Below are 23,179 nucleotides of genomic sequence, written 5' to 3' on the forward strand. Positions count from 1 at the left end.
CGGAAGGACACCACCATGCAGCTCCAGTTCGCCATGGACACCCTGACCACCGAGCACGCCCTCGAACTCGCCGGAAAGGCCGCGCCGTACGTCGACGTCATCGAGCTCGGAACCCCGCTCATCAAGAGCGCCGGCCTCTCCGCGATCACCGCGGTCAAGGACGCCCACCCCGACAAGATCGTCTTCGCCGACCTCAAGACGATGGACGCCGGGGAGCTCGAGGCCGACATCGCCTTCAAGGCCGGAGCCGACCTCGTCACCGTCCTCGGCGTCGCCGGCGACAGCACGATCGCGGGTGCCGTCAAGGCCGCGAAGCAGCACGGCAAGGGGATCGTCGTCGACCTCATCGGCGTGCCGGACAAGGCAGCCCGCGCGAAGGAGGTCACCGCGCTCGGCGCCGAGTTCGTCGAGATGCACGCGGGCCTCGACGAGCAGGCCGAGGAGGGCTTCACCTTCGAGACGCTCCTGCGCGACGGCGAGGTCTCGGGCGTCGACTTCTCCGTCGCGGGTGGCATCACCACCGACACGATCGCCGCCGTCCAGGCATCGGGCGCGCGGGTCGCCGTGGCCGGCAGTGCGATCTACAGCGCCGACGACGTCGCCGCTGCGGCGTCCGCCCTGCGCGACGCGATCACGGCGTCCGCAGCGGCGTAGTCCTCACCGAGGGACGGACGGGAGGCGCGGTGCCAGCTGGCACCGCGCCTCCCGGCCGTGCCGTGGTCGCGACCACGGCACGACGTCAGCCGACGAGTCCCGTCACCACGTCGTGGACCACGCGCGCGGCACGCGCCGCCGCGTCGTCGAGGTGCTCCTTGAACTCGTCCCCGTCGGGGGCGCAGAGGTCGCTGATGCAGCGGATCGACACGAACGGCATGTCGTGCACGTGCGCGAACTGCGCGATCGCCGCCGACTCCATGTCGACCGCGGCGACCGTCGGGAAGGCGTCGCGGAGCAGGCGTGCGCGACCCTCCGTCACGAAGATCTCGCTCGACCCGATCGTCGCGGCGCGCATCAGGGAGCCGGTGTCGGCGGCGAGCGCGAGGTCGACCAGCCGCTGGTCCGGCTCGTAGCCCGTCGGCATCCCGGGCACCTGGCCGAGCGCGTAGCCGAAGGCCGTCGCGTCGGCGTTGAGGTTCACGTAGCGGTCGCCGACCACGACGTCGCCGATCGCGACCCCGTGCATGAGGCCGCCGGCGGTGCCGACGCTGATCACCGGGATGCCGGAGCCGAAGTCGTGGAACGCGTGCGCGACCGCCGCGGTGGCGTTCGTGAACCCGATCCCGCTGCGACGGACCGCGACGGTCGCGCCGCCGACGTCGAGCAGGTGGTGTTCGTCATGACCCCCGACCGGACCGTCGAGGATGGGGGTGCCGCCGAGGAGTCCCGCGAACGCGGAGACCTCCTCGCTCATGGCGGCGATGACGACCGCGATCGGTGGGTGGTGCACTGATCGAGTCTCGCACGCTCAGCGTCGGCGGGCCGCCCCCACCGTGACGACCAGTGCATCGACGAGCAGGAACCCGAGCAGGGTGACACCGACCGTCGGGAGCAGGATCCCGATCGTGGCCGCGACCAGGCCGACCGTGACCAGTCCCCAGCCCGGTGTCCGCGCGAGCGCACCCGCGGCGGGAGCCCGGCCGACGCGAGCGCCGGTGGGGCGTCGCTGCCACCACATCACGTACCCGAAGACGACCATCGCGGCGATGCCGAGCGCGGCGAGCACGAGCACGATCTGGTTCGGCAGCCCGAACAGCACGCCCATGTGCGTGTTGACGCCGAGCTTCGCGGCCTTCGCCATGACCGGGTAGTCGTCCCAGCGCACGGTCGAGACGACGTGGGCATCGCGCGGGTCGACGGCGACGGCGTCCATCGCCACGGGCCAGGTCTGCTTGCTCTCCTCGACGCGCCATGCCTGGTCGGCGGCGGTCGGGACGTGGATCCGGAGCTCGGCGGCGTCGATGTCCGCACCACGGGCAGCCGCGAGGACGGTGTCGAACTGGTCCGGCGTCACCTCGGCCGCGGCAGCAGTCGGGGCCGCGCCGCCGTGGTGGCCGGCGTGCTCGCCGCTCGTCGCGCCGTTCGTGGTCGGCTCGCTGCCGAGGGCCGTGTCGACCGCCGGCGCCTGCCAGCTCAGTGCCGACCGGATCGCGGTCACGTTGTCGCCCGCGAAGTGCGACCACGTGATGCCCGTCGCCGAGAGGAAGAGCGCGCCGAGGAGCACCCAGACGCCGGTCGCGGCGTGCCACGAGAACGTCCGCCGGTACCCGCGCGCGCGGTTGTCCGGCACGACGAGCTCGCGCTTGCGACGAGCTCGACGGATCCGGGTCGCCCACAGCGCGATGCCGGCGAGGGACACGATGCCGAGCCACGACGCCGCCGTCTCGCTGTAGAGCCGGCCGACGTCGCCGAGCAGCAGGCTGCGGTGCACCGTGCTCACCCAGGTGCGGAACGGCAGGGAGCCGGACGTGCCGTACACCGGCAGGTCGCCGCGGACCTCGGCGGTGCCCGGGTCGACGAAGACCGCGCGGGTCGTGGACTCGGCGAGGCCCTCCTCGGTGAACATCACGCGGGTGGTCGTACCGCTCGCCGGGGCCGGGCGGACCTCGGTGACCGTGTCGCCCGGGTGGTGGCGCTCGACGTACTGCTCGGCGGCGGACACCTGGTCGGCGAGGGGGAGTGTGGTCGCGGACTCCGGCGCGGTGAGCTCGTGGGCGTACGCCACGCGCTCGATCGACGGGGCGACGGCGTACACGGCACCGCTGAGGGCCGCCACGAGGATGAACGGGCCGACGAACAGTCCGGCGAGGAAGTGCAGGCGCAGCAGGAGTTGGGGGAACCAACCCGCGCTGGCGGGTGGCCGTGACGGTGCTGGCGTGGGCGTGCGCGTGGCTGCGGGGGCGTGCGGCATCGGGGCTCTCCGGTGTCGGGCGCGACCTCGTGCCGCACGGAGGGAGACTCTACAAGATGTAGAGCGTCCCTGGTGTGGCAGTGCGCGTCCCGTCGGGTGCGCCGTGCTCGCCCGGGCTGGCTGACGGTCAGCGCTCCCGCGCCCGGTCCTCGTCGTGCTGCTGCTCCCACTCGTCCTTGCGCGCGATCGCCTCGTCCAGGGTCCGGTCCTTCTCGGCATCGGCGGCGGCCCAACCTCCGATGAAGGACGCCACGCACACCGCGGCGGCGAAGATGCCGAGGCCGATCAGCCAGCCGTTCCCGTCGGCCGTCGCGAAGAGGTACCCGGCGCCGACCCCGCCGGCCAGTGCCGGGATCCGCAGGAGCGATTCCAGCATCTGAGCACGACCGGTCCGCGACCGTGCTCGCTGGACGGGGGTTCGATCGGCGCGCACGCCCCGAACGTACGCGGACGGGAGGAGTACGTCCTCACCGACGCTGGCCGCGACCTCGCCCCGGTCCTGCTCGCACTGGGTGCGTGGGCGGACCGGCACCACCCGTCCGCGCGGCCGTCGGACCTCGCGATCGTGGACCGCGAGACGGACGAGGTGGTCGTGCCGGCAGCCGTGGTCGCTGCGACCGGGCGGCCGGTCCCGCTCGACCGGCTCGCCGTCCGGGGCGTCTGACCCGGCGGGGGTCCGCCGCGGCGTCCACCCCGGGCGGGCCGACCGGCCGCGCTGGCGCAGCGTGACCAGATGACGGCCGGGAGGCCCGTGGCGGGCCCGCCACGGGCCTCCCGGCCGTCGGGTGGGTGCGTCAGCGACGCACGCTGCAGCCGCAGCTCGCGCCGAGGACGAACTCCGGCGGCATGAGGCCGCCGTGTCCGCCGTCCGTGTCGTCGATCCCGAGGACGCGGTCGACGGCGGCGCGGGCCATCGCCTCGATCGGCTGCCGGACGGTCGTGAGCTGGGGGTTCGTGTAGTCCGCCTCGGCGGCGCCGTCGAAGGAGACGATCGCGACGTCCTCCGGGACGACGACTGCCAGTCCGGCCTCACGCAGCTCTGGAAGGGCAAGGACGGGACCTGCACCGGTCGCGACCAGGACCGTCCGGGACCCGGACCGTCCGGAACACGCGTTCATCCACGGGCCCGGTGCGGTCCGTGGACGACCACGTTGACGGATGTTCCGGACCGGAACGACACTGGCGCCGATGACCTCCCTCACCTCCCTCGTGTACATGTCCGTCGCCGTCGACGAGCTCACCGACCACGACCTCGTCGCCATGCTCCGCGAGGCCCGGCTCCGCAACGACGCCCTCGGCGTCTCCGGACTGCTCCTCGCGAAGGACGGCCGCTTCCTCCAGGTGGTGGAGGGTCCGGCGTGGAGCGTCGAGGACCGCTTCGCGGCCATCGAGCGCGACCCGCGCCACACCGAGGTGCAGTCGCTGTCGCGGGAGCAGATCGAGTCCCGGCGGTTCGACGGCTGGGCGATGGCGTTCGGTTCGCCGTCGGACGCCGACGTCCTCGACGAGCCCGGGTTCAGCGGGTTCCTGCAGCGCCGGGAGGGCCTGCCCGCGTCGCTGTCGGGGACCTCCGCCGACTTCCTGCTGCGGTGGTTCCGTGGTCGGGACCTCGGCGCCGGCCGGGAGGAACGGATCACCCTGGGCAGGCACGCCGCCTGATCGGGGCCGCGGCCGGGTGCGCGGCGCGCGCCGGGTGCTCGCACGCTCAGTTCCGGCCGCCGCCGGACGACAGCGTCGTCGTCGTACGACGGCGGCCGGGTCGTCCGTTGCGGGCGCTGACTGTTGCGGACGCGGGACTGCGACGGTGCCGTCGTCGTCCGACAGCGGCGACGTCGTACAGCGGCGGCGCCGCGCGATCGGCCGACGGGGTCAGGCGGTCGCGACGAAGCCGACCTCGAGCAGCAGGTTCGCGTGTGACCGCTGGTCGCCCGTGGCGATGACGAGCCCGGTCTCCGGCGCCCGGACGGCGTCGTAGAACGCGAACCGGTCGAGCGACCCGAACGGCACGTCCGGCCCGAGGATCCGCTGGTAGCCGTCGTGCGCCGTCACCGGGGCGTCCGGCGGCGCCGTCATCACGGTCGCGGCCTCGAAGGGCACGGCGTCGAGGAGCGTCGTCAGGACCTCGTCGACGTCGAGCACGCCCGGACGCCAGTTGAGGTGCACGAGCTCCGCCCGGGGGTGCATCGCGGTCGCGAACGGGTAGTTCCCGTCGGCGACGAGCACCCGCGACCCGTGGCCGAGCGAGGCCAGCGCGCTCAGGGTCGGGCGGTGGATCAGCGTGTAGCGCAGCATCAGTCCTCCGGGGTCGTCGTGGATGGTCCGAGGTGGGCGACGGACCCGCCGGCGACGAGCCGCGGTGCGACCACGACGTCGACCGGCGGCGCCGGAGGAGTGGCCCCGGCGGTCCGCTCGGCGAGCCGTTCCCGGATGCGGTCGGCGGCCCGTACGGCGAGTTCGTGCGTGGGCTGTTCGATGACGGTGAGCTTCGGGACCGTCACCTGCGCGAGCTCGCGGCCGTCGAACCCCAGGACCGACATCTCCCGACCCAGGGTCAGCCCGGACTCGTTCAGGGCGATCACCGCCCCGATGGTGAGCTCGTGGTTCGCGCAGAAGACCGCCGTCGGACGCTCCGGCAGCACGAGCAGCCGCTGCATCGCCGCCTGCCCGTGCTCCACCGTGAGCGGACCGGTGAGCACGGCCTCCGGTGCCGGGTCGACCCCGGCCCGGGCGGCGGCGGCACGGAAGCCCTGCACCCGGCCGCGCATGGTCGACACCGCGGGATCGCCACCGACCACACCGAGCCGCCGGTGCCCGTGGTCGACCAGGTGCTGCGCGGCGAGGGCCCCGGCGCGCTCGTTGTCGAGGAAGACCCCGTCGGTCTCGAGCCCGTCCGCCCGCCAGTCGATCTGCACGACGGGGACGTGCTCGGCGGCGCGTGCGAGCGGGACGACGTCGTGCGGGGAGGGGACGGCGATGATCCCGTCGACCATGCGGCTGCGCAGCAGGTCGACCGCTCCGGCCCCGGCGTCCGGGCTCGACGACACGATGACGCTGCCGCCGGTCGGTCGGAGGGCGCTCTCGACCCCGGCGATCACCGTCAGGTGGAAGTCGTTGTCGAGCGCGGGCAGGAGCACCCCGATCGTGCCGGACCGTCGGGAGCGCAGGCTCCGCGCGAACGCGTTCGGGAGGAAGCCGAGGGCCGTCGCCGCACGCTCGATGGCGCGGGCGTTCTCCGCCCGGACCGTCCCGCCGTTGTAGAACTTCGAGATCGTCGCGAGCGACAGCCCGGTCTCGCGCTGCAGGTCCTTGTAGGTCGCCGTCACGCGAGGCCGCCCGGGATCGTGCCGTCCTCGTCCCACAGGTCGTGCCAGCTCGTGGCGCCGGGCCACAGGAACACCTGTCCCTTGATGAGCCGTGCTCCTCGGTCGACCGCCGCCATCGCCCGGAGCTCGTCGGGAGTCAGCGGGTCGGCGAGTGCACCCTCGAGGTTCGCCCGGTACTGCTCCGGCTTGACCGAGAACGGGATCGGGACCTGCCCGCGGGCGACGGCCCACTGCAGGCACACCACGGCCGGGTGCACGCCGTGGGCCTCGGCGATCCGGAGGACGGTCGGGTGCTCCACGTCCACCGGATCGTCGTCGGTGCGGTCGCGCTCGGGGCGGGACGGCGATCCGAGCGGCGAGTAGCCGACGGGCTGGATGTCGTTGTCCACGCAGAACCCGAACAGCTCGGGTTGCTGGAACGTCGGGTGCAGCTCCATCTCGTTGAGGGACGGCAGCACGCGGGCGTCCCGGAGCAGCAGCCGGAGCTTCGGGACGGTGGTGTTCGAGGTCCCGAGGTGCCGCACGACCCCCTCGTCGACGAGCCCCTCGAGCGCACGCCACAGCGCCGTGTAGGCGGCGTGGTCGTACGGGCGCGCCGTCCGGTCGCGGTCCTCGACCGAGGCGTGCGGCGCGTGGTGGTTCGGGAACGGCCAGTGCACGAACACCGCGTCGAGGTGGTCGGTGCCGAGGTCCCGGAGTGAACGACGGACCGAAGCGACGGCAGCGTCCGGGTCGTGCGCGTCGTTCCAGACCTTCGACATGACGAAGAGGTCGTCGCGCGGGACACCGCTCGCCGCGATCGCCCTGCCCACCGCGGCCTCGTTGCCGTAGACCGCCGCGCAGTCGACGAGCCGGTACCCGGCCTCCAGTCCGCCGCGCACGGCGGCCGCGACCTCCTCCGGCCCGTACCGGTCGGAACCGAAGGTCCCGAGGCCGATCACGGGGATCGTCGCGCCGGTCCGCAGGGTGCGTGTGGTCGCGGTGTCCATGGGTGGTCCTCTCGGGAGCGGGGCGACGGGTCGGACGACCCGGAGCACGACGAGCCGAACAGAAGACGGAACGTTTCGGGTCGACCGTCACGACACAGGCTAGCGCTCCGGCTGACTGGAGCGTAACGTTTCGTGCAACTCGAGGAGGAGTGATGACCGCACCGCACGACCTGCCCCGCATCGACCCGGAGACCCTGCCGGAACCGGTCGACGTCCACGACAACTCGGAGGCGCTGGCGGCGGTCCGGGCGGTGATCGCCGCGGGGCCGTACGACGCGACCTGGGAGTCGTTGCAGCGGTACACGCCGCCGCGCTGGTACCAGGACGCGAAGTTCGGCGTCTTCCTGCACTGAGGCGTCTACTCCGTGCCGGCGTTCCGGAACGAGTGGTACTCGCGCGACATGTACCGGGAGGGCACGCCCGAGTTCGAGCACCACGTGGCGACGTACGGTCCGCAGTCCGGGTTCGGGTACAAGGACTTCATCCCGTCCTTCACCATGGAGCGGTTCGACCCGCACGCCTGGGCAGCCCTCTTCCGTCGCGCCGGGGCGCAGTTCGTGGTGCCGGTCGCCGAGCACCACGACGGGTTCGCGATGTACGACACGGACCGCTCCCGGTGGAGCGCGGCCCGGATGGGACCGGAGCGCGACGTGTTCGGTGACCTCCTCGGCGCGGTCGACGACGCGTTCATGGTCCGGGGTGCGTCTTCGCACCGGGCCGAGCACTGGTTCTTCATGAACGGGGGGACCCGGTTCGACTCGGACGTGCTCGATCCACGGTTCATCGACTTCTACGGCCCGGCGCAACGGGAGGAGACCGCGCCGAACGAACGGCACCTGGAGGACTGGCTGCTCCGCACGGTCGAGGTGATCGACAAGTACCGGCCGCAGGTGCTGTGGTTCGACTGGTGGATCGAGCAGCCCGCGTTCGAGCCGTGGCTCCGGACCCTCGCCGCGTACTACTACGACCGCGCCGCCGAGTGGGGCCGCGAAGTCGTCATCAACTACAAGTGGCAGGCGTTCGCCGAGGGCTCGGCGGTCTACGACATCGAGCGCGGCGCGATGGGCGCCACCCCGCCGTTCGTCTGGCAGAACGACACCGCGGTGTCGAAGACCGCGTGGTGCTGGGTGGAGGGGCACGACTACAAGACCGCGCGGGACCTCGTGGCGGAACTCGTCGACGTCGTCGCGAAGAACGGGGTGCTCCTGCTCAACATCGGCCCGAAGCCGGACGGCACCATCCCCGAACCGGAGCAGCAGCTGCTCGAGGACATCGGGCGCTGGCTCGTCGTGAACGGGGAGGCGATCTACGGCACGCGCCCGTGGACCGTGTCGGGCGAGGGGCCGACCCACGTGCAGGCGGGATCGTTCGTCGACGCGGACCTGCCAGTGTACGTCGCCGAGGACGTCCGCTTCACCCGCCGCACCGACGTCACCGGCGAGTACGTCCACGCGGTCCTCCTCGCCGACCCCGCGGACGGGACGGCCCGGATCCGGTCCTTCGGCAGCGGTGCCGGCCTGCTCACCCGTCCCATCAGGAGCGTGCAGGTGCTCGGCGTCGACGGCGAGGCCGCCTGGACGCAGACCGTGGAGGCCCTCGAGGTCGAGGTCCCGCGGTCGACGAGCCCGCACTCCGGTCCCGTGGTGAAGGTGTGGCTCGAGCCGGAGACGCCGCCGGAGCGGACCGACAGCCTGCACGGCTGACACGCTGAGGTGAGCACCCCTCGGACTGGAGGCGCGGGTCGGGCCCGACCCGCGCCTCCAGACCGGCACACTGGAGGCGTGGAACGCCGCGCACTGATCCTGGAGGCCGCCGCCCGCGAGTTCGAGCGCGTCGGCTACGCCGCCACGACCATCGCGGCGGTCGCCCGCGAGGCGGGTGTTCCGCAGGGGACGCTGCACTTCCACTTCCCCACGAAGGTGTCCCTCGCGCTCGGCGTCATCGACGAGCAGAACGTCAGGACCTTCGACGTCGTGAGCCACGTCGACTCGTCGCCCACCGTGGCGCTCGTCGCGGCGTCGAGGGGCATCGCCGGGATGCTCCTCACCGACCCCGTCGTGAGCGCGGGCATCCGGCTCTCCCTCGAACGCGGCGAGTTCGGTGCGGCGACGGCGGCCTTCTACGAGCAGTGGATCGGCGGGATCAGCGACCTGTTCCGCCTCTCGATCGCGGCCGGTGAACTTCGGACGGACCTGTCCGCGGAGGAACTCGGCGCGACCGTCGTGCCGATGTTCACCGGGGTGCAGCTCGTGTCCGCCGTGCGGACCGGCCGCCAGGACCTCTTCCCGGCGGTCGCGGCGATGTGGCGGATCGTGATCGCCGGCATCGCGGCCCCGCGTCACCGCGAGCGGCTGCTCGGCGTCGTCGCGGAGCTCTTCGGCGACCAGCCCGTCGGCGCCTAGGCTCGGTGCATGGGGGAGACCACCGTCCTGCCGGCCGACCACGCGGAGGTCGCCGCACGTCTCGACGCCGGGTGGCGGATCACCGCGCGGTCATGGGCGGCGCAGCTCGACGCCGCACACGTCGACCGGCCGCGGCTCACCGCGCTCGTCGACCGGATCGCGCCGGTCGTGGTCCGCGAACTCGGCACGGCCGACCTCGACGCCGTCCTCCGGCTCGACGCCGCCACCGTGCACGACTACCCGGGGAGCGTCGCCACGCAGCACACCGCCCTGACCCGATCCTCGGCCACACCCACGGCGGCTCGGCGGGCGTTCGGCGCGCTGACGCCGGACGGGGAGCTCGTCGGGATGACGTTCGTCGACGTCGAGGGCGACACCGTCGAGACCGCGTTCACCGTGGTCGACGGGACGCACCGTGGCGCGGGCGTCGGCCAGGCCGTGAAGGCCGCGTCCGTGCTGGCCCTGCTCGAGGACGACGCCGTCGTCCGATTCCGGACCGGAGGCTCGGACAACAACCAGGCGATCATCGCCGCCTGCGCCGCGCTCGGGTACCGACGTGACGAGGAGTGGGTGACGCTCGGACCGCCGGCGACGGTCAGGAGTCGGTGAGTTCCCGCGAACGGAACCACTTCAGCAGCCAGGCGGAGCTCGTCCGGTCGAACTCGGGCGGGAAGTCGAGGTCGCTGGTGAGGAACGGGCTGAACCCCTCCTGCTGCTCGACGTCGGCGTCCTCGAGCGCGCGGTACGCCATCGCCCAGCCGTCGAAGCGTCGGCGGTCGATGTCCTCGCGGACGAGCGACTTCACGTCACCGTGCCGGGCATCACGGGAGATCGCGGCGAAGCGGTCGTCGACGCTCCACGCGGGTCCTTCGAGCAGCTGCATGAACCGGCCGCCCTTCGCGACCAGGAGCCCGGAGACGCCGAGGGCGGTGTTGCGCAACCGCGCCGCCGTCAGGAGCTCCTGCATGTCGCCGTCCTCGAAGGGGACGTTCGCGCGGCTCATGTAGAGGATGGAGACGAGCACCGTCTCATCCTGGCGCGTCATCCGGGGAGCCTCGAACGTTGTCCGGATCGCGCAGTCCTGGTCGCGGACGCGATGCACGCGGAGACCACGAGCAGCCCGGCCGGAACGAGCATCGCCGCCTGCAGCCCGAGGTGCTCGCCGAGGAACCCGAGCAACGGCGGACCCGCGAGGAACGCCACGTACCCGGCCGTCGCGACGACGGAGACCCGGCGGTCCCCGTCCGTCGGGTGGTCGCCGGCGGCGGAGATGGCCAGCGGGAACCCGAGCGCGATGCCGAGACCCCAGACCGCGGCACCCACCGCGGTCACGACCGGTGTCGCCGCCGTCACGACCAGCAGGACACCCAGGGTCCCGATGACCGCGCACGCTCGGATCACCGGTGCACGGCCGAACCGTGCCACGAGCGGGGTCCCCGCGCTGCGGCCGACCAGCATCGCCAGGGCGAACCCGGTGAAGACGAGCGAGCCCGTGACCTCGGGGGCGTCGTGCCCGGTCGTGATGAGGAGCGGCAGCCAGTCGGACGCGGCTCCCTCGGCGAACGCCATCGCGAGCGTGATGACGCCGATGAGCAGGACCTGCACCGTCAGGACCGAGCGGAGGCGCGGGGCCGGTGCAGTCGTGCCGACGGGGTCCGCCGGGTCGACGCGGTGCTCGGGACGGAGGTTGGCCGCGGCGTACACCGCCAGACCCGCCATCACCACGGTCGCGGTGAGCAGGTGCGCCGTGACCGGGGTGCGCAGGGCCGTCAGCCCGATGCCGGCCGCTCCGCCGACCACGGTGCCCAGGCTGAAGCAGGCGTGCAGGACCGGCACGACCGGACGACCGAGCCGCCGTTCGACGGCGGCGGCCTCCACGTTGAGTCCGATCTCCGCCGCGCCGCAGCCGAAGCCGATGCACCAGAGACCCACCCACACCCCGGCCGTGAGGTGCGCGGGCGCCAGGAGTGCGACCAGCAGCATGCCGACGACCGGCAGCGCACCGCCGACGAGCACGAGCGGACGGGTGCCGATCCTCCGGACCAGGGCGCCGGCGCCGAGGATGCCGATCATCGACCCGACGGAGAGCCCGAGCAGGACGAGGCCCATCGTCTCGATGCTGGCGCCGAGCTCGTCGCGGACGGCCGGCGTCCGGGTGATCCAGGATGCGATCCCGAACCCCGTCATCGTCGACGTGGCGAACAGGGCAGCACGGTGTCGGGCCCGCATCACCCCATCAGACCGTCCCGCGGTCGGCGGGTCAAGCGCCGCGCCGCAGGATCCCCAGCCGCAGCGCCTCGCGGACGGCGGCGGTCCGCGAGGACACCCCGAGCTTCGAGAACACGTGCACGAGGTGCGACTTCACGGTGGCGTCGGAGATGAACAGCCGGGAGGCGACCTCGGTGTTCGGAGCACCCTCCGCGACGAGCGCGAGCACCTCGATCTCCCGCGCGGACAGCGCGACCTGCGGCGCACGCATCCGCGCCATCAGACGTCCGGCGATCGCCGGAGCCAACGCACTCTGTCCGGACGCCGCCGCTCTGACCGCTGCGACGAGCTCCTCCGGTGGCGCGTCCTTCAGCAGGTAGCCGCTCGCTCCGGCCTCGACGGCGCCCAGGATGTCGCCGTCCGTGTCGTAGTTCGTGAGGACGAGGACGTACGGTGCGGCGTCCAGCGCCCGGATGCGGCGCGTGGCGTCGGCGCCGGTGGTCCGCTCGCCGAACTGCAGGTCCATCAGCACCAGCTCGGGCGTGAGCCGTGCGGCGAGCTCGACCGCCTCGTCCGGGGTGGACGCGTCGGCGAGCACTGCGATGTCGTCCTCGCCGTCGAGCAGCGCACGGAGTCCGGCACGGACGACGGGGTGGTCGTCGGCGATGACGACGTGGATCACGGGACCTCCAGCGTGGCGACGACCGTCGTGCCGGAGCCGGGCGAGGAGTCGACCTCGAGGCGTCCGCCGAACTGCGCGACACGGTCGGCCATCGCCCGGAGACCGAACGAGTCGGTCGAGCGGGCCCGGCCGTCGACGGCGACCACGTCGAAGCCGCGCCCGTCGTCCGTCACCGTGAGTCGTGCCTCCCGGCCGTCGACCGCCAGCACGAGGCGGACGCGGGCGGCCCCGGCGTGCTGCACCACGTTCGCGACGGCGCCCTGGGCGATGCGGAGCAGCGCGGTCTGCAGGTCCATCGGGAGCGCGACCGTCTCCGGGGCGTCGACCGCGACGGTCACGCCGTCGGCGGACCACTGCGTCGCGGCGAGCCGGCGCAGTGCCGCAGGGAGGCCCGCTTCGAGGGTGGGCGGCGCCAGTTCGCGGATGAAGCGACGAGTGTCGGCGAGTCCGTCGGCGGCGGTCTCGCGCGCGAGCCGGACGTGCTCGGCGCCAGGTCGGTCCCCGTCGGCACGCTCCGCGGCGTGCAGCAGCATCTGGATGCTCGACAAGCCCTGCGCCACGGTGTCGTGGATCTCCCGGGCGAGCCGTGCGCGCTCGGCGAGGACGCCCTGCTCCCGTTCGGTCGCGGCGAGTCGGTCACGGGTGGCGAGCAGCTCGGCGACCAGCTCCTCGCGTTCCGCGGCCTCGCGGGCGAGCGCACGGTAGCCGAGCCCGATGAGGAGGGCGACACCCGCTCCGACGACCGGTCCGACCACGCCACCGACGGTGAAGCCGCCGTGCACCCCGATCGCCGAGATCGCCACGGCGGTGGCCAGGACGACGGCGACGGGTCCCACCACGCGCGGGAGGACGTGCAGGTAGAGGAAGAACAACGGGAAGACGAGGTAGGCGGCTTCCGGCACGAGGACGAGGAGCGCCGTCCACAGCACCGTCAGCCCGACCAGCCAGAGCACTCCGGCGCGCGACCGGCGACCCTCGGCGGCACGGGCGATGCGAGCGCCGAGCAGGTACACCGCGCCGAACGCCGCCGCGAGCACGAGCGACGGCAGGGCCCAGGGGCCGCCGACGACCGCGACCCGCACGACGACGAGCGCGAGCAGTGTGGCGAACAGCACGTGCAGGCCGGTGCGGAGACCGACGAAGACCGGGGTGAGCGTGCTGTGGACCATGTGTCCGCCAGCCTACGGACGCCGTTGTCCCGACGGATCAACCGAAAGGTGGAGCGCAGGACCGACCCGACCGCTGATGACGGACCGCGTGGGCCCGGTGAGGCTGGACGGCGTGGTCGCGGACGGTCCGTGACCGCAGGAAGGACCACCGTGTTCGTCGCCTGGCGCGATCTCCGGTTCGCCCGCGGACGCTTCGTGCTCATCGGCACCGTCGTGGCGCTCATCACCCTGCTCGTCGGGTTCCTCGCCGGACTCACCGGCGGACTCGCAGCGCAGAACGTCTCCGCCGTGCTCGCCCTGCCGGGCGACCGGCTCGTCCTGCAGCAACCGTCCGACGGACAGCCGTCGTTCTCGGAGTCGCGCATCGGCCGGGAGGCCCTGGTCGGTTGGCGAGCGTCGGCCGGCGTCGACGAGGTGGTGCCGGTGGGCATCGTCCAGGGTCGTGCCGCGCGGGCCGCGGCCGGTTCCGCCGCCGGGTCGGCCGGTTCCGCCGCCGGGTCGGCCGGGGACGGCACCGCCGTGGGCGTCGCGCTCTTCGGCCTGCCGGCGTCCGCGGGTCGTGACGGTGTCGCAGCGCTCGCACCCCGCTCGGTCGACGAGGTCGGTCTGTCCGCCGGGGCCGCGCACGACCTCGGTGTCCGTGCCGGCGACCGCGTCACGATCGCGGGGACGACCTTCCGGGTCGCGATCGTCGGCGGCGACGCCTGGTACAGCCACACCCCCGTCGTCGCGATGACCTCGGACGCGTGGTCCGTGGCCGACCGGAGCCTCGGCGGAGACGGCGACCCCACCCTGCTCGCCGTCAGCGGTCACCCCGACTGGGCGGCCGTCTCCGCCCGGACCGACACGTCAGCAGCGACACCGTTGGCCTCGCTGACCGCACTCGAGACCTTCAAGTCGGAGGTCGGGTCGCTCGGGCTCATGATCGCGATGCTGTTCGGGGTCTCCGCACTCGTCGTCGGTGCGTTCTTCACGGTGTGGACGATGCAGCGCTCCGGGGACGTCGCCGTGCTCAAGGCCCTCGGTGCGAGCACGCCGTCACTCGTCCGCGACGCCCTCGGGCAGGCGCTCGTCGTGCTCGTCGTCGGCATCGGGGTCGGCACAGCCGTCGTCGTCGGGCTCGGGACGCTCGCCGGCGGCGCCCTGCCCTTCCTCCTCAGCCCGCTCACCACGCTCGTCCCCGGGGCGGTGATGGCGCTCCTCGGTCTCGCCGGTGCTGCCGTCGCCCTCCGCACCGTCACCGCAGCCGACCCCCTCACCGCACTCGGGAGCAACCGATGATCACCCTCGACGACGTCACCCTGACCTTCCCCGACGGCGACCGCCGCGTCACCGCCGTCGACCACGTGTCCCTCACCGCTTCCGCAGGCGTGGTGACGGGCATCACCGGGCCGTCCGGCTCGGGCAAGTCCTCGCTGCTGGCGGTCGCCGCCACGCTCATCCGGCCGGACTCCGGGCGGGTGCTCGTCAGCGGGGCCGACGGCTCGGGGGTGGATGCTGCCCGCCTGTCCCGCCGCGAGGCCGCCGAACTCCGACGGGATCGGATCGGCATCGTGTTCCAGCAGTCGAACCTCCTGCCCTCGCTCACCGCCACCGAGCAGCTGCTCGTGATGGGCCACCTCGGCGGGGGTCGGCGCCGGGTCGACCGGGGCCGGGTCTTCGATCTGCTCGACGCCGTCGGACTGTCGGAGCACGCCGACAAGCGTCCGGCGCAGCTGTCCGGCGGACAGCGGCAGCGGGTCGCGATCGCCCGGGCACTCGTCAACGAGCCGGACGTGCTGCTGGTGGACGAGCCGACGAGCGCACTCGACCAGGAGCGGGGCGGGGCCGTCATGGACCTCATCGCGCAGCTGACGCACGAGCGCGGGACCGCGACCCTGCTCGTCACGCACGACCTCGTGCACCGACGCACGCTCGACCGGCTCGTCACGGTGCTCGACGGGCAGCTCGTCCCGGAGGCCGCCGACGCCGCCGTGCACGCAGCCTAGGATCGGGGCATGGCGACCGTCCTCCTCGTCCGGCACGGACGCACCACCGCGAACGCGACCGGACTGCTCGCCGGGCGCACGGCCGGGGTCCGGCTCGACGACGTCGGGCGGCGGCAGGCCCAGCGGACCGCCGAGCGCATCGCAGCGGTCCCGCTCGCGGCCCTCGTCACGAGTCCGCTCGAACGCTGCCGTCAGACGTCCCGAGCGATCGCCGACGCCCAGCGCGCCGCGCACGGGTCCGTCCCGGAGACCGTCGTCGAGCGGGCGATCACCGAGGCCGACTACGGGGAGTGGCAGGGCCGCGCGCTCGCCGACCTGGCGAAGGAGCCGCTGTGGCGCACCGTCCAGGCGAACCCGAGCGCGGTGGTGTTCCCGGGCGGCGAGTCGATGCCGACCATGCAGTCCCGCGCGGTGACGGCCGTGCGGCGGCTCGACGCCGAGGTCGAGCGGCAGCACGGGCCCGGCGCGGTCTGGGTCGCGGTGAGCCACGGCGACATCGTGAAGTCCGTGCTCGCCGACGCGTTCGGCATGCACCTCGACCTGCTCCAACGGATCGCGGTCGGCCCGGCCTCGGTGTCGATCGTCCGCTACGGCGAGCACCGACCCGAGGTCGTGGCGACGAACACCGAGTCGGGGGACCTGTCGTGGCTCGCCGCAGCTCCCGCACCGAGCGGCGACGCCGCGGTCGGCGGGGGCGCCGGACACGCGTCGACGGACGATCGGCCGAACACCGCGCGACCCTGAACGGTCGGAGCCCGGCGCTCCTACAATCGCGGTATGCCCACCATCGTCCACGGCTTCGACTGGCCGGACCGCATCGTCGTCGGCACGATCGGACGCCCAGGCGAGCGCGCGTTCTACCTGCAGGCGCGGGACGGCAAGCGCGTCACGAGCGTCGCCCTCGAGAAGGAACAGTCGGCGGTGCTCGCCGAGAAGGTCGACGAGCTGCTCGACGAGGTCGCCACGGTCGACGACAACCGCTTCAGCGTGCCGGACACCGCGCCGAAGGAGCTCTTCGACGCCGACCCGCTCGACCAGCCCGTCGAGCCGGAGTTCCGTGCCGGCGCCCTCCGCCTCGGCTTCGACCCCGCGACCGCGCAGGTCGTCATCGAGGCCTACCCGATCGAGGCCGAGGTCGAGATCGTCGCCGAGGAGCGGGGCGAGGACGGCGAACTCGAAGCGGTCGTCGAGATCCCCGAGCCCGCGGAGCTGTTCCAGGTGAAGATCCCCGTCGGGACCGCCCGGGCCTTCGTCGAACGCACCCGCGAGGTCGTCGCGGCCGGACGCCCGCCCGGGGTGGCATGAGCGAGGTCTCGATCCGGGCGCGGATCCGCGAGGCGTCGAACGCGACCTTCCTCGCCGACCTCGACGGCACGCCCGTGGTCTACAAGCCGATCGAGGGCGAGCGCCCGCTGTGGGACTTCCCCGACGGCACCCTCGCCGGGCGGGAGGTCGCCGCGCACCTCGTGTCCGAGGCGTTCGGCTGGGGGATCGTGCCGCCGACCTGGCTCGGCGACGGGCCGTTCGGGCCGGGCATGCTGCAGCGCTGGCAGGAGATCGACCCCGCACAGGACGCCGTCGACCTCGTACCCCCGGGGGACGCCGAGGCCCCCGACTCGACCTGGCTGCCGGTGCTCGAGGCGATCGACGAGCACGAGCAGCCCGTGACGCTCGTGCACGAGGACTCCGAGCAGCTCCGGCGGATGGCGGTCTTCGACGTCGTGGTGAACAACGCCGACCGCAAGGGCGGGCACGTGCTCGCGATGCCCGACGGGCACCGGTACGGCGTCGACCACGGGCTGACCTTCCACGTCGAGCACAAGCTCCGCACGGTGCTGTGGGGGTGGATCGGCGAGCCGCTCAGCGCGGACGAGCTCGAGGGCATCGACCGGGTCACCGAGGCGCTCCGGGGCGACCTCGGGCAGGCGCTCGAGGAACACCTCACCGTCTCGGAGATCGACACGCTCCGCGCACGGTGCGCAGCCCTCCGCGCTGTCGGCATCTTCCCGCCCCCACCGGGACACGGCCCCGCCGTGCCCTGGCCGCTGTTCTGACGCGACCGCGCCGCGGCGCGGCGTCGCGCGCTGCCGCCGCCAGCGCGAGTCTCGGCGTGAGCGACACCTCTCGCGCGCGGGGCCGCGAGCGATGTCGCCCACGCCGAGTCTCGGCCCGCCCCCGCCGAGACTCGGCGCGACCGGGTGACGGCCTGGAGGCACGTGTCGGGCCCGCCACGTGCCTCCAGGCCGTCACCCGCCGGCTCAGAACGACCAGTCGTCGCGCCCGGAGCCCCCGAAGAGGCCGCCGCTGAACGCGCCACCGCCTCGGCGCGAACCGAGGTAGGAGCCGACCACGGCCACGCCGAGGTCGTCGTTCTCCGGTGCCACGACCGTGCCGTCGACGCGCTTCGCCATCGCATCGATGAACCGCGCGAGTCCCGGGTCGTCGCCGAGACGGAAGAACGTGGTCTGCGCGCCCAGTCGACCGGCGTTCTCGAGCTCCCGGACGGACAGCGCGATCGTGATCGGGTCGGGCGGGTAGTTGAACCAGACCTGCCCGTTCGGTTCGAGGTGCGAGGTCGGCTCGCCGTCCGTGACGATGAGCAGCACCGGTTGCGCTGTCGGGTGCTTCCGGAAGTGCCGGTTCGCGAGCAGGAGCGCGTGGTGCAGGTTCGTGCCCTTGTCCCACATCGCGTCGAGTCCGACGAGGTGTTCGATGTCCATGACCTCGGCCTCGCGGCCGAACGCGATCATCTGCAGGTCGTCGCCGCGGAACCGGGTCGACACGAGGGTGTGCAGGGCGAGGGCGGTGCGCTTCATCGGGACCCAGCGGTCCTCCATCGCCATGGAGAACGAGGTGTCGACGAGGAGCGCCACGCAGGCCTGCGTCCGGGCCTCGGTCTCCTGCACCTCGACGTCGTCGATCGTGAGCCGGACGCCGGGGCCGGTCCGACCCTCGGCCGCGGTGCGGGTGAGGGCGTTCGTGATCGACCGGGTGACGTCCCACGGCTCGGTGTCGCCGTACTCCCACGCCCGGGTCGCACCGGACGGCTCGCCCGAGGCGCCGGACCGACGGAGGTCGCGCGCGCCCTGACGGCCGGACATCCGCTCGGCGACGTCCTTGAGCAGGCTCTTCCCGAGCTGTCGCATCGCCTTCGGGGTGAGCTGGAGCTGCCCGTCCGATCCGCGGCGGACGGTGCCCGAGTTCCGGAGCGCCTTCTCGAGCTGCTGCAGGGTCCGGGCGTCCACCGCGGCCTCGTCACCGAGCTGCCGGGACAGCGCGTCGAGGTCGAGGTCGTCGAGGTCCGAACCCGGTCCGGTCTGGGCGAGCTGCTCCGCCAGGGCGTCGAGATCCGCGATGTCTTGGAACACCCCGGTCCCGTCGCCGAGACCGAGCCCCTGGTCGCCGTCCATCCGTTCCGATCCGCCCCAGTCCTCGCCGGGACGGAGTGCGCGGAGGTTGCCGTCGAGCTGCCCGAGCTGGCCCATCAGGTCCGGCGATCCGAACGCCTGCTGGGCGAGCGCGTCGAGCTCGTCCCGCTGCTCCTGGGTCATCGAGTTGCGCATGCGCTGGGCCGCGGCCGCACGTGCAGCGAGGTCGTCGAGCAGTTCGTCGACGTCCTTCGGGTCCGACGGGAAGTACTGCCCGTGCTTCGCCATGAAGTCGTCGAACTGCTCCGGCGTGTCCGTCCCCGCGCGGTGGGCCTCGAGCATCTCGTTGAGGTCGCGCATCATCTCCGAGACGGCGGCGCGGTCCTCGTCGGTGGCGTTCTCGAGCGCCTGCTTCATGCCGGCGAAGCGCTGGTCGAGGACCTCACGACCGAGCAGGTCCTTGATCTCCTCGTACTTCTGCCGGGCGGTAGGGCTCTTCCAGTCGTAGCCGCCGAGCTCCTGCACCGCGGCCGCGGGGGACGGCGGCAGGCTGTCGAGCTGCATCTCGGCGAGTGCGCGGTCACCGTCTTCGAGGTCGATGTTCCGCGCGAGTTCGCCCCGCTCGGCCAGCACCGCCTCGTCGAGGAGCTGCTTGACCTGCTGCAGCGTCCCGTCGAGGTTGTTCCGGCTCGTGAGGTCGCGCCGGCGCTCGGCCACGCGGCGCATGAGGTCGTCGAGCCCGCGCTGCGTCCGCCCGCCCCGGCGGAGGAACTCCCGCAGCGCGCGCTCGGGCGACGTGCCGCCCATGACGTCCTCGCCGATGGCGTCGAGCGCCTCGGACAGGTCGACCGGGGGCGCGAGGGGGTCCGGCCCGCCCTCGTACCTTCCGTAGCGGGCGTCGCGGGTGAGGCGCCGGTTCTGGCGGCTAGCCATAGACGGCCTCGCCCCCTCCGGACTCCTTGCTGATCTTGCGCGCGAGGAACAGGCCCTCGAGGGCGAGCTCGATCGCCCCGGCCCGTGCGCCGTCGTCGTTCGCCCCGAGGCGCTCGCACACCTGGTCGTACACGTCCGACTCACCGATCGGGGGCAGGCCCGCGAGGAAGTCGCGGGCGCTGACCTGCTCGCCCGTCGTGACCATCGTGCCGCCGTCGAGCGCCTCGACCAGGACGCCGAAGTCGATGCCGCGGAAGCGCTCCCGGACGGTCTCGGCGGTCGCCGTGCGGAGCAGGTGCTCGAGCACCTCGTCCGCACGGTCTTCTTCGCCGTTCTCGAACTCGATCTTGCCGCCGAGGACGTCGACGGCGGTCTCGAGGTCGATCGGCCGGGCGACGGCGTGCTCCTCGCCCTGGCGGGCTGCGCGGTGCACGGCCGCAGCGGACACCGTCTCGGCGCCGGCGATCGCGAAGCGGGCGCTCACACCGCTGCGCTGGTCGACGGCGCTCGACTGCCGGAGCGCCCGCGTGAACCGGGCGAGGATCTCGACGAGGGCGTCGGGCACGTCCGCGGTGAGTGCGGCCTCCTGCTTGATGACGGCGATCTCGTCCGCCAGCTGGATCGGGTAGTGGGTGCGGATCTCGGCGCCGAAGCGGTCCTTCATCGGGGTGATGATCCGGCCGCGGTTCGTGTAGTCCTCCGGGTTCGCACTCGCCACGACGAGGACGTCGAGCGGCAGTCGCAGCACGTAGCCGCGGATCTGCACGTCCCGCTCTTCCATCATGTTGAGCATGGCGACCTGGATGCGCTCGGCGAGGTCCGGGAGCTCGTTGATCGCGACGATGCCCCGGTGTCCGCGCGGGACCAGGCCGAAGTGGATCGTCTCGGGGTCGCCGATGCTGCGGCCCTCCGCGACCTTCATCGGGTCGACGTCGCCGATGAGGTCCGCGACGCTCGTGTCGGGCGTCGCGAGCTTCTCGACGTAGCGGTCGTCGCGGTGCCGCCACTCGATCGGCATCGCGTCGCCGAAGTCGGCCGCCCGCTGGACGCTGGCGGTCGTGATCGGTTCGAACGGGTGCTCACCGAGCTCGGAGCCGGCGATGACGGGCGTCCACTCGTCGAGCAACCCCTGCAGGGTGCGGAGCAGTCGGGTCTTGCCCTGGCCGCGCTCGCCGAGCAGGACGACGTCGTGCCCGGCGATGAGGGCGCGTTCGAGCTGCGGGATCACGGTGGTCTCGAAGCCGTGCAGGCCGGGCCACGGGTCGCGGCCCTCACGGAGGGCCTGGAGGAGGTTGTCGCGGATCTCGGCGCGGACCGACTTCTGGACGTGACCAGAAGCGCGGAGCTCGCCGACCGTACGGATGTCAGGTCGGGTCACGTCGCCGACGGTACGCCTCGCCTCCGACACGCACCAGTGGACGGACGAGGTGACCAGGGACGGTCTGGGCCCACGCCGCCGGTTCCGGGGCGACGCGCCAGCGGCGGACCGGCCGTGCCGGTGGGGAGAGGCGCGTGGCGGCGCCGCACCGAGCCTCCAGTCCGCTTGTGGGTTGCCACCGCACTTGCGATGATTGTGACTTCGGCGCCGGAGCCGGGTTCGAGTAGGGGGATCCGGCTCCGCGTCGGAACCGCTCGGACCGCACCTGCGAACCACCTGCGCGTTCCCGGCGTAGGTTCTCCATCCGTGAGCAGCACAGTCAAGAGTCTCGTACCGGCCCGGATGGACCGGCTGCCGTGGACCAGGTTCCACTGGAGCGTCGTCGTGGGCCTCGGTGTCTCGTGGGTCCTCGACGGCCTCGAGATCCAGATCGTCTCGAACGCGGGCTTCCAGAAGGACCTCGACCTGACAGCGCAGGCGGTCCTCAACCTGGGGACGATCTACCTCGTGGGGCAGGTGGTCGGCGCGATCGTCTTCGGCCGTCTGTCCGACAAGCTCGGGCGCCGGAAGCTGTTCATCCTGACGCTCGCGATCTACCTCATCGGGTCGGGCATCGCCGGTCTCGCGCAGGACTTCTGGTTCCTCGCGGCGTTCCGGTTCGTCGCCGGTCTCGGCATCGGCGGCGAGTACGCGGCGATCAACTCCGCGATCGACGAGCTCATCCCGTCGAAGTACCGCGGGCACGTCGACATCGCGATCAACGGCACGTACTGGGGCGGCGCGGCCCTGGGCGCGTTCGCCAACATCTACCTGCTCGACCCGTCGATCTTCGCGGAGAACATCGGGTGGCGCATCGGGTTCTTCCTCGGGCCGGTGCTCGGCATCGCGATCATCTTCCTGCGGCGGCACATCCCGGAGAGTCCTCGCTGGATGATGACCCACGGCAAGGAGGAGGAAGCCGAGCGGACGGTCTCGGAGATCGAGGCGTCCGTGGAGCGCTCGACCGGTGAGCGGCTGCCGGACGTCGACCCGTCGAAGGCCATGACGGTGACGCCGTTGGACAACGTGCGTTTCCGCACCATCGTCAAGGTGCTGTTCAAGCAGTACCCGAAGCGCACGCTCGTCGGCGCGACGATGATGATCACGCAGGCGTTCCTCTACAACGCGATCTTCTTCAGCTACGCGCTCGTGCTCACGAACTTCTTCGGGCTGAAGACCTCGCAGACGTCGGTCTACTTCTTCCCGTTCGCGATCGGCAACCTGCTCGGGCCGCTCATCCTCGGTCGGTTCTTCGACACGTGGGGCCGTCGGCAGATGATCTTCCTGACGTACCTCGTGTCGGGGCTCGTGCTCGCGACGTCGGCGTTCCTGTTCCGCGTCGACGCCATCAGCGCCACCGTGCAGGTCGTCTTCTGGTGCGTCTCGTTCTTCTTCGCGTCGGCGGGTGCGTCGAGCGCCTACCTGACGGTGTCGGAGATCTTCCCGCTCGAGCTGCGGTCGCAGGCGATCTCCTACTTCTTCGCCCTGGCACAGATCTTCGGTGCGATCGCCCCGGCGATCTACGGCGCGTTCATCGGGGACGGCTCGTCGCGTGAACCGCTGTTCTGGGGGTACCTGCTCGGCTCGGCGGTGATGATCATCGGCGGCGTGATCGCCTTGGTCTTCGGGGTGGACTCCGCCCGGAAGGGGCTCGAGGACATCACCCAGCCGCTCTCCGTCCTCACGGGCGAGGAGGAGCCCGCGAAACAGCGGTGACATTCTGGATGCAGAGTGTTTAGCGCACGTGCGCGGCGCGTGCCACGCTCACCCGCATGGCACTCCTCCACAAGAC

General features: G+C 72.5%; 24 protein-coding genes and 1 pseudogene. 12 read left to right on the top strand and 13 right to left on the bottom strand.

The features are described from left to right. The first annotated feature begins 15 nt into the window (after positions 1-15). Positions 16-654, top strand: coding sequence for a 3-hexulose-6-phosphate synthase (gene hxlA / locus IEY20_RS13425; protein WP_188889216.1), 639 nt, complete (start codon positions 16-18; stop codon positions 652-654). Positions 655-739: 85 nt separating this feature from the next. Here the strand turns inward: hxlA and mtnN are convergent, their stop codons facing one another. The 3 genes from mtnN to IEY20_RS17155 all read right to left on the bottom strand — a co-directional run bounded on the left by mtnN (position 740) and on the right by IEY20_RS17155 (position 3,284). Beyond that, on the bottom strand, positions 740-1,447 hold the full coding sequence (gene mtnN / locus IEY20_RS13430; RefSeq protein ID WP_175327251.1) for a 5'-methylthioadenosine/S-adenosylhomocysteine nucleosidase: 708 nt from the start codon (positions 1,445-1,447) through the stop codon (positions 740-742). 18 nt (positions 1,448-1,465) lie between these two features. After that, positions 1,466-2,908 (bottom strand): PepSY-associated TM helix domain-containing protein, encoded by a 1,443-nt coding sequence (locus IEY20_RS13435; RefSeq protein ID WP_175327250.1) that lies wholly within the window; start codon positions 2,906-2,908, stop codon positions 1,466-1,468. Between the two features lie 127 nt (positions 2,909-3,035). Continuing rightward, positions 3,036-3,284: a hypothetical protein gene (locus IEY20_RS17155; RefSeq protein WP_217504105.1), complete on the bottom strand. Its 249-nt coding sequence runs from the start codon at positions 3,282-3,284 to the stop codon at positions 3,036-3,038. Positions 3,285-3,329: 45 nt separating this feature from the next. On the opposite strand from IEY20_RS17155, the gene IEY20_RS17490 reads away from it, so the two are divergent. After that, positions 3,330-3,572, top strand: coding sequence for a winged helix-turn-helix transcriptional regulator (locus IEY20_RS17490; RefSeq protein ID WP_506256339.1), 243 nt, complete (start codon positions 3,330-3,332; stop codon positions 3,570-3,572). 130 nt (positions 3,573-3,702) lie between these two features. On the opposite strand, the gene IEY20_RS17165 is transcribed toward IEY20_RS17490, so the two are convergent. After that, positions 3,703-4,170, bottom strand: coding sequence for a substrate-binding domain-containing protein (locus IEY20_RS17165; RefSeq protein ID WP_308424202.1), 468 nt, complete (start codon positions 4,168-4,170; stop codon positions 3,703-3,705). Here IEY20_RS17165 and IEY20_RS13450 point away from each other — a divergent pair. Further along, positions 4,097-4,567 (top strand): BLUF domain-containing protein, encoded by a 471-nt coding sequence (locus tag IEY20_RS13450; protein WP_175327249.1) that lies wholly within the window; start codon positions 4,097-4,099, stop codon positions 4,565-4,567. The genes IEY20_RS17165 and IEY20_RS13450 overlap by 74 nt on opposite strands. Before the next feature lie 210 nt (positions 4,568-4,777). Here the strand turns inward: IEY20_RS13450 and IEY20_RS13455 are convergent, their stop codons facing one another. From IEY20_RS13455 to IEY20_RS13465, 3 genes are read right to left on the bottom strand one after another with little or no spacing between them, the layout of a single operon-like run. Then, complete coding sequence (locus tag IEY20_RS13455) at positions 4,778-5,200, bottom strand: RbsD/FucU domain-containing protein (protein WP_175327248.1); 423 nt, start codon at positions 5,198-5,200, stop codon at positions 4,778-4,780. Next, positions 5,200-6,231 carry a LacI family DNA-binding transcriptional regulator gene (locus IEY20_RS13460; protein ID WP_022902392.1) on the bottom strand — a complete coding sequence of 344 codons (1,032 nt, stop codon included), beginning with the start codon at positions 6,229-6,231 and terminating at the stop codon, positions 5,200-5,202. Before IEY20_RS13460 ends, IEY20_RS13455 begins: the two co-directional genes overlap by 1 nt. Then, on the bottom strand, positions 6,228-7,220 hold the full coding sequence (locus IEY20_RS13465) for an aldo/keto reductase (protein ID WP_175327247.1): 993 nt from the start codon (positions 7,218-7,220) through the stop codon (positions 6,228-6,230). The genes IEY20_RS13460 and IEY20_RS13465 overlap by 4 nt, the downstream gene beginning before the upstream one ends. 152 nt (positions 7,221-7,372) lie before the next feature. Here IEY20_RS13465 and IEY20_RS13470 point away from each other — a divergent pair. From IEY20_RS13470 to IEY20_RS13480, 3 genes and pseudogenes are all read left to right on the top strand, one after another. Further along, positions 7,373-8,923, top strand: a pseudogene (locus IEY20_RS13470) (alpha-L-fucosidase). Between the two features lie 78 nt (positions 8,924-9,001). Continuing rightward, positions 9,002-9,622, top strand: a complete 621-nt coding sequence (locus IEY20_RS13475) for a ScbR family autoregulator-binding transcription factor (RefSeq protein WP_175328068.1) — start codon at positions 9,002-9,004, stop codon at positions 9,620-9,622. A gap of 9 nt (positions 9,623-9,631) precedes the next feature. Further along, positions 9,632-10,231 carry a GNAT family N-acetyltransferase gene (locus tag IEY20_RS13480; protein WP_175328069.1) on the top strand — a complete coding sequence of 200 codons (600 nt, stop codon included), beginning with the start codon at positions 9,632-9,634 and terminating at the stop codon, positions 10,229-10,231. Here the strand turns inward: IEY20_RS13480 and IEY20_RS13485 are convergent. Genes IEY20_RS13485 through IEY20_RS13500 form a run of 4 tightly spaced genes read right to left on the bottom strand, consistent with a single transcriptional unit; the run spans position 10,218 to position 13,681 of the window. Continuing rightward, positions 10,218-10,667: a BLUF domain-containing protein gene (locus tag IEY20_RS13485; RefSeq protein ID WP_022902388.1), complete on the bottom strand. Its 450-nt coding sequence runs from the start codon at positions 10,665-10,667 to the stop codon at positions 10,218-10,220. The genes IEY20_RS13480 and IEY20_RS13485 overlap by 14 nt on opposite strands. Beyond that, on the bottom strand, positions 10,664-11,851 hold the full coding sequence (locus IEY20_RS13490) for an MFS transporter (RefSeq protein WP_175328070.1): 1,188 nt from the start codon (positions 11,849-11,851) through the stop codon (positions 10,664-10,666). Before IEY20_RS13490 ends, IEY20_RS13485 begins: the two co-directional genes overlap by 4 nt. Positions 11,852-11,882: 31 nt before the next feature. Continuing rightward, positions 11,883-12,512, bottom strand: coding sequence for a response regulator (locus IEY20_RS13495; RefSeq protein WP_175328071.1), 630 nt, complete (start codon positions 12,510-12,512; stop codon positions 11,883-11,885). Continuing rightward, the gene (locus IEY20_RS13500) at positions 12,509-13,681 is read right to left on the bottom strand and encodes a sensor histidine kinase (RefSeq protein WP_175328072.1); all 1,173 of its coding nucleotides are present in this window, start codon (positions 13,679-13,681) and stop codon (positions 12,509-12,511) included. The genes IEY20_RS13495 and IEY20_RS13500 overlap by 4 nt, the downstream gene beginning before the upstream one ends. A gap of 150 nt (positions 13,682-13,831) precedes the next feature. On the opposite strand from IEY20_RS13500, the gene IEY20_RS13505 reads away from it, so the two are divergent. From IEY20_RS13505 to IEY20_RS13525, 5 genes are read left to right on the top strand one after another with little or no spacing between them, the layout of a single operon-like run. Further along, complete coding sequence (locus IEY20_RS13505; RefSeq protein ID WP_175328188.1) at positions 13,832-14,962, top strand: FtsX-like permease family protein; 1,131 nt, start codon at positions 13,832-13,834, stop codon at positions 14,960-14,962. After that, a complete protein-coding gene (locus IEY20_RS13510) occupies positions 14,959-15,669 on the top strand; it encodes an ABC transporter ATP-binding protein (RefSeq protein ID WP_175328073.1) in 711 nt (236 codons plus the stop codon). Before IEY20_RS13505 ends, IEY20_RS13510 begins: the two co-directional genes overlap by 4 nt. 9 nt (positions 15,670-15,678) lie before the next feature. Then, the gene (locus tag IEY20_RS13515) at positions 15,679-16,413 is read left to right on the top strand and encodes an MSMEG_4193 family putative phosphomutase (RefSeq protein WP_188889218.1); all 735 of its coding nucleotides are present in this window, start codon (positions 15,679-15,681) and stop codon (positions 16,411-16,413) included. Between the two features lie 33 nt (positions 16,414-16,446). After that, positions 16,447-16,974 carry a DUF3090 domain-containing protein gene (locus IEY20_RS13520; protein WP_188889220.1) on the top strand — a complete coding sequence of 176 codons (528 nt, stop codon included), beginning with the start codon at positions 16,447-16,449 and terminating at the stop codon, positions 16,972-16,974. Then, positions 16,971-17,723, top strand: coding sequence for an SCO1664 family protein (locus tag IEY20_RS13525; RefSeq protein ID WP_175328076.1), 753 nt, complete (start codon positions 16,971-16,973; stop codon positions 17,721-17,723). The genes IEY20_RS13520 and IEY20_RS13525 overlap by 4 nt, the downstream gene beginning before the upstream one ends. A gap of 204 nt (positions 17,724-17,927) precedes the next feature. On the opposite strand, the gene IEY20_RS13530 is transcribed toward IEY20_RS13525, so the two are convergent. Both IEY20_RS13530 and IEY20_RS13535 read right to left on the bottom strand, forming a co-directional pair. Beyond that, on the bottom strand, positions 17,928-19,970 hold the full coding sequence (locus IEY20_RS13530) for a vWA domain-containing protein (RefSeq protein ID WP_175328077.1): 2,043 nt from the start codon (positions 19,968-19,970) through the stop codon (positions 17,928-17,930). After that, positions 19,963-21,348: a MoxR family ATPase gene (locus tag IEY20_RS13535; RefSeq protein WP_188889222.1), complete on the bottom strand. Its 1,386-nt coding sequence runs from the start codon at positions 21,346-21,348 to the stop codon at positions 19,963-19,965. The genes IEY20_RS13530 and IEY20_RS13535 overlap by 8 nt, the downstream gene beginning before the upstream one ends. Before the next feature lie 306 nt (positions 21,349-21,654). Here IEY20_RS13535 and IEY20_RS13540 point away from each other — a divergent pair, with 306 nt between their 5' ends. Then, positions 21,655-23,103: an MFS transporter gene (locus IEY20_RS13540; protein ID WP_022902368.1), complete on the top strand. Its 1,449-nt coding sequence runs from the start codon at positions 21,655-21,657 to the stop codon at positions 23,101-23,103. Positions 23,104-23,179: the final 76 nt, after the last annotated feature.

Source organism: Curtobacterium luteum, from assembly GCF_014646995.1.
In the GTDB taxonomy this organism is placed as follows: Bacteria; Actinomycetota; Actinomycetes; order Actinomycetales; family Microbacteriaceae; genus Curtobacterium; species Curtobacterium luteum.

Coding starts and splice junctions, on each gene's coding strand:
- IEY20_RS13435 (WP_175327250.1), bottom strand. CDS start 2,908: ATGCCGCACGCCCCCGCAGCCACGCGCACGCCCACGCCAGCACCGTCA.
- IEY20_RS13515 (WP_188889218.1), top strand. CDS start 15,679: ATGGCGACCGTCCTCCTCGTCCGGCACGGACGCACCACCGCGAACGCG.
- IEY20_RS13450 (WP_175327249.1), top strand. CDS start 4,097: ATGACCTCCCTCACCTCCCTCGTGTACATGTCCGTCGCCGTCGACGAG.
- IEY20_RS13500 (WP_175328072.1), bottom strand. CDS start 13,681: ATGGTCCACAGCACGCTCACCCCGGTCTTCGTCGGTCTCCGCACCGGC.
- IEY20_RS13455 (WP_175327248.1), bottom strand. CDS start 5,200: ATGCTGCGCTACACGCTGATCCACCGCCCGACCCTGAGCGCGCTGGCC.
- IEY20_RS13465 (WP_175327247.1), bottom strand. CDS start 7,220: ATGGACACCGCGACCACACGCACCCTGCGGACCGGCGCGACGATCCCC.
- IEY20_RS13530 (WP_175328077.1), bottom strand. CDS start 19,970: ATGGCTAGCCGCCAGAACCGGCGCCTCACCCGCGACGCCCGCTACGGA.
- IEY20_RS13510 (WP_175328073.1), top strand. CDS start 14,959: ATGATCACCCTCGACGACGTCACCCTGACCTTCCCCGACGGCGACCGC.
- IEY20_RS13520 (WP_188889220.1), top strand. CDS start 16,447: ATGCCCACCATCGTCCACGGCTTCGACTGGCCGGACCGCATCGTCGTC.
- IEY20_RS13480 (WP_175328069.1), top strand. CDS start 9,632: ATGGGGGAGACCACCGTCCTGCCGGCCGACCACGCGGAGGTCGCCGCA.
- hxlA (WP_188889216.1), top strand. CDS start 16: ATGCAGCTCCAGTTCGCCATGGACACCCTGACCACCGAGCACGCCCTC.
- IEY20_RS17165 (WP_308424202.1), bottom strand. CDS start 4,170: ATGGCGACGAGGTCGTGGTCGGTGAGCTCGTCGACGGCGACGGACATG.
- IEY20_RS13525 (WP_175328076.1), top strand. CDS start 16,971: ATGAGCGAGGTCTCGATCCGGGCGCGGATCCGCGAGGCGTCGAACGCG.
- IEY20_RS13485 (WP_022902388.1), bottom strand. CDS start 10,667: ATGACGCGCCAGGATGAGACGGTGCTCGTCTCCATCCTCTACATGAGC.
- IEY20_RS17155 (WP_217504105.1), bottom strand. CDS start 3,284: ATGCTGGAATCGCTCCTGCGGATCCCGGCACTGGCCGGCGGGGTCGGC.
- IEY20_RS13490 (WP_175328070.1), bottom strand. CDS start 11,851: ATGCGGGCCCGACACCGTGCTGCCCTGTTCGCCACGTCGACGATGACG.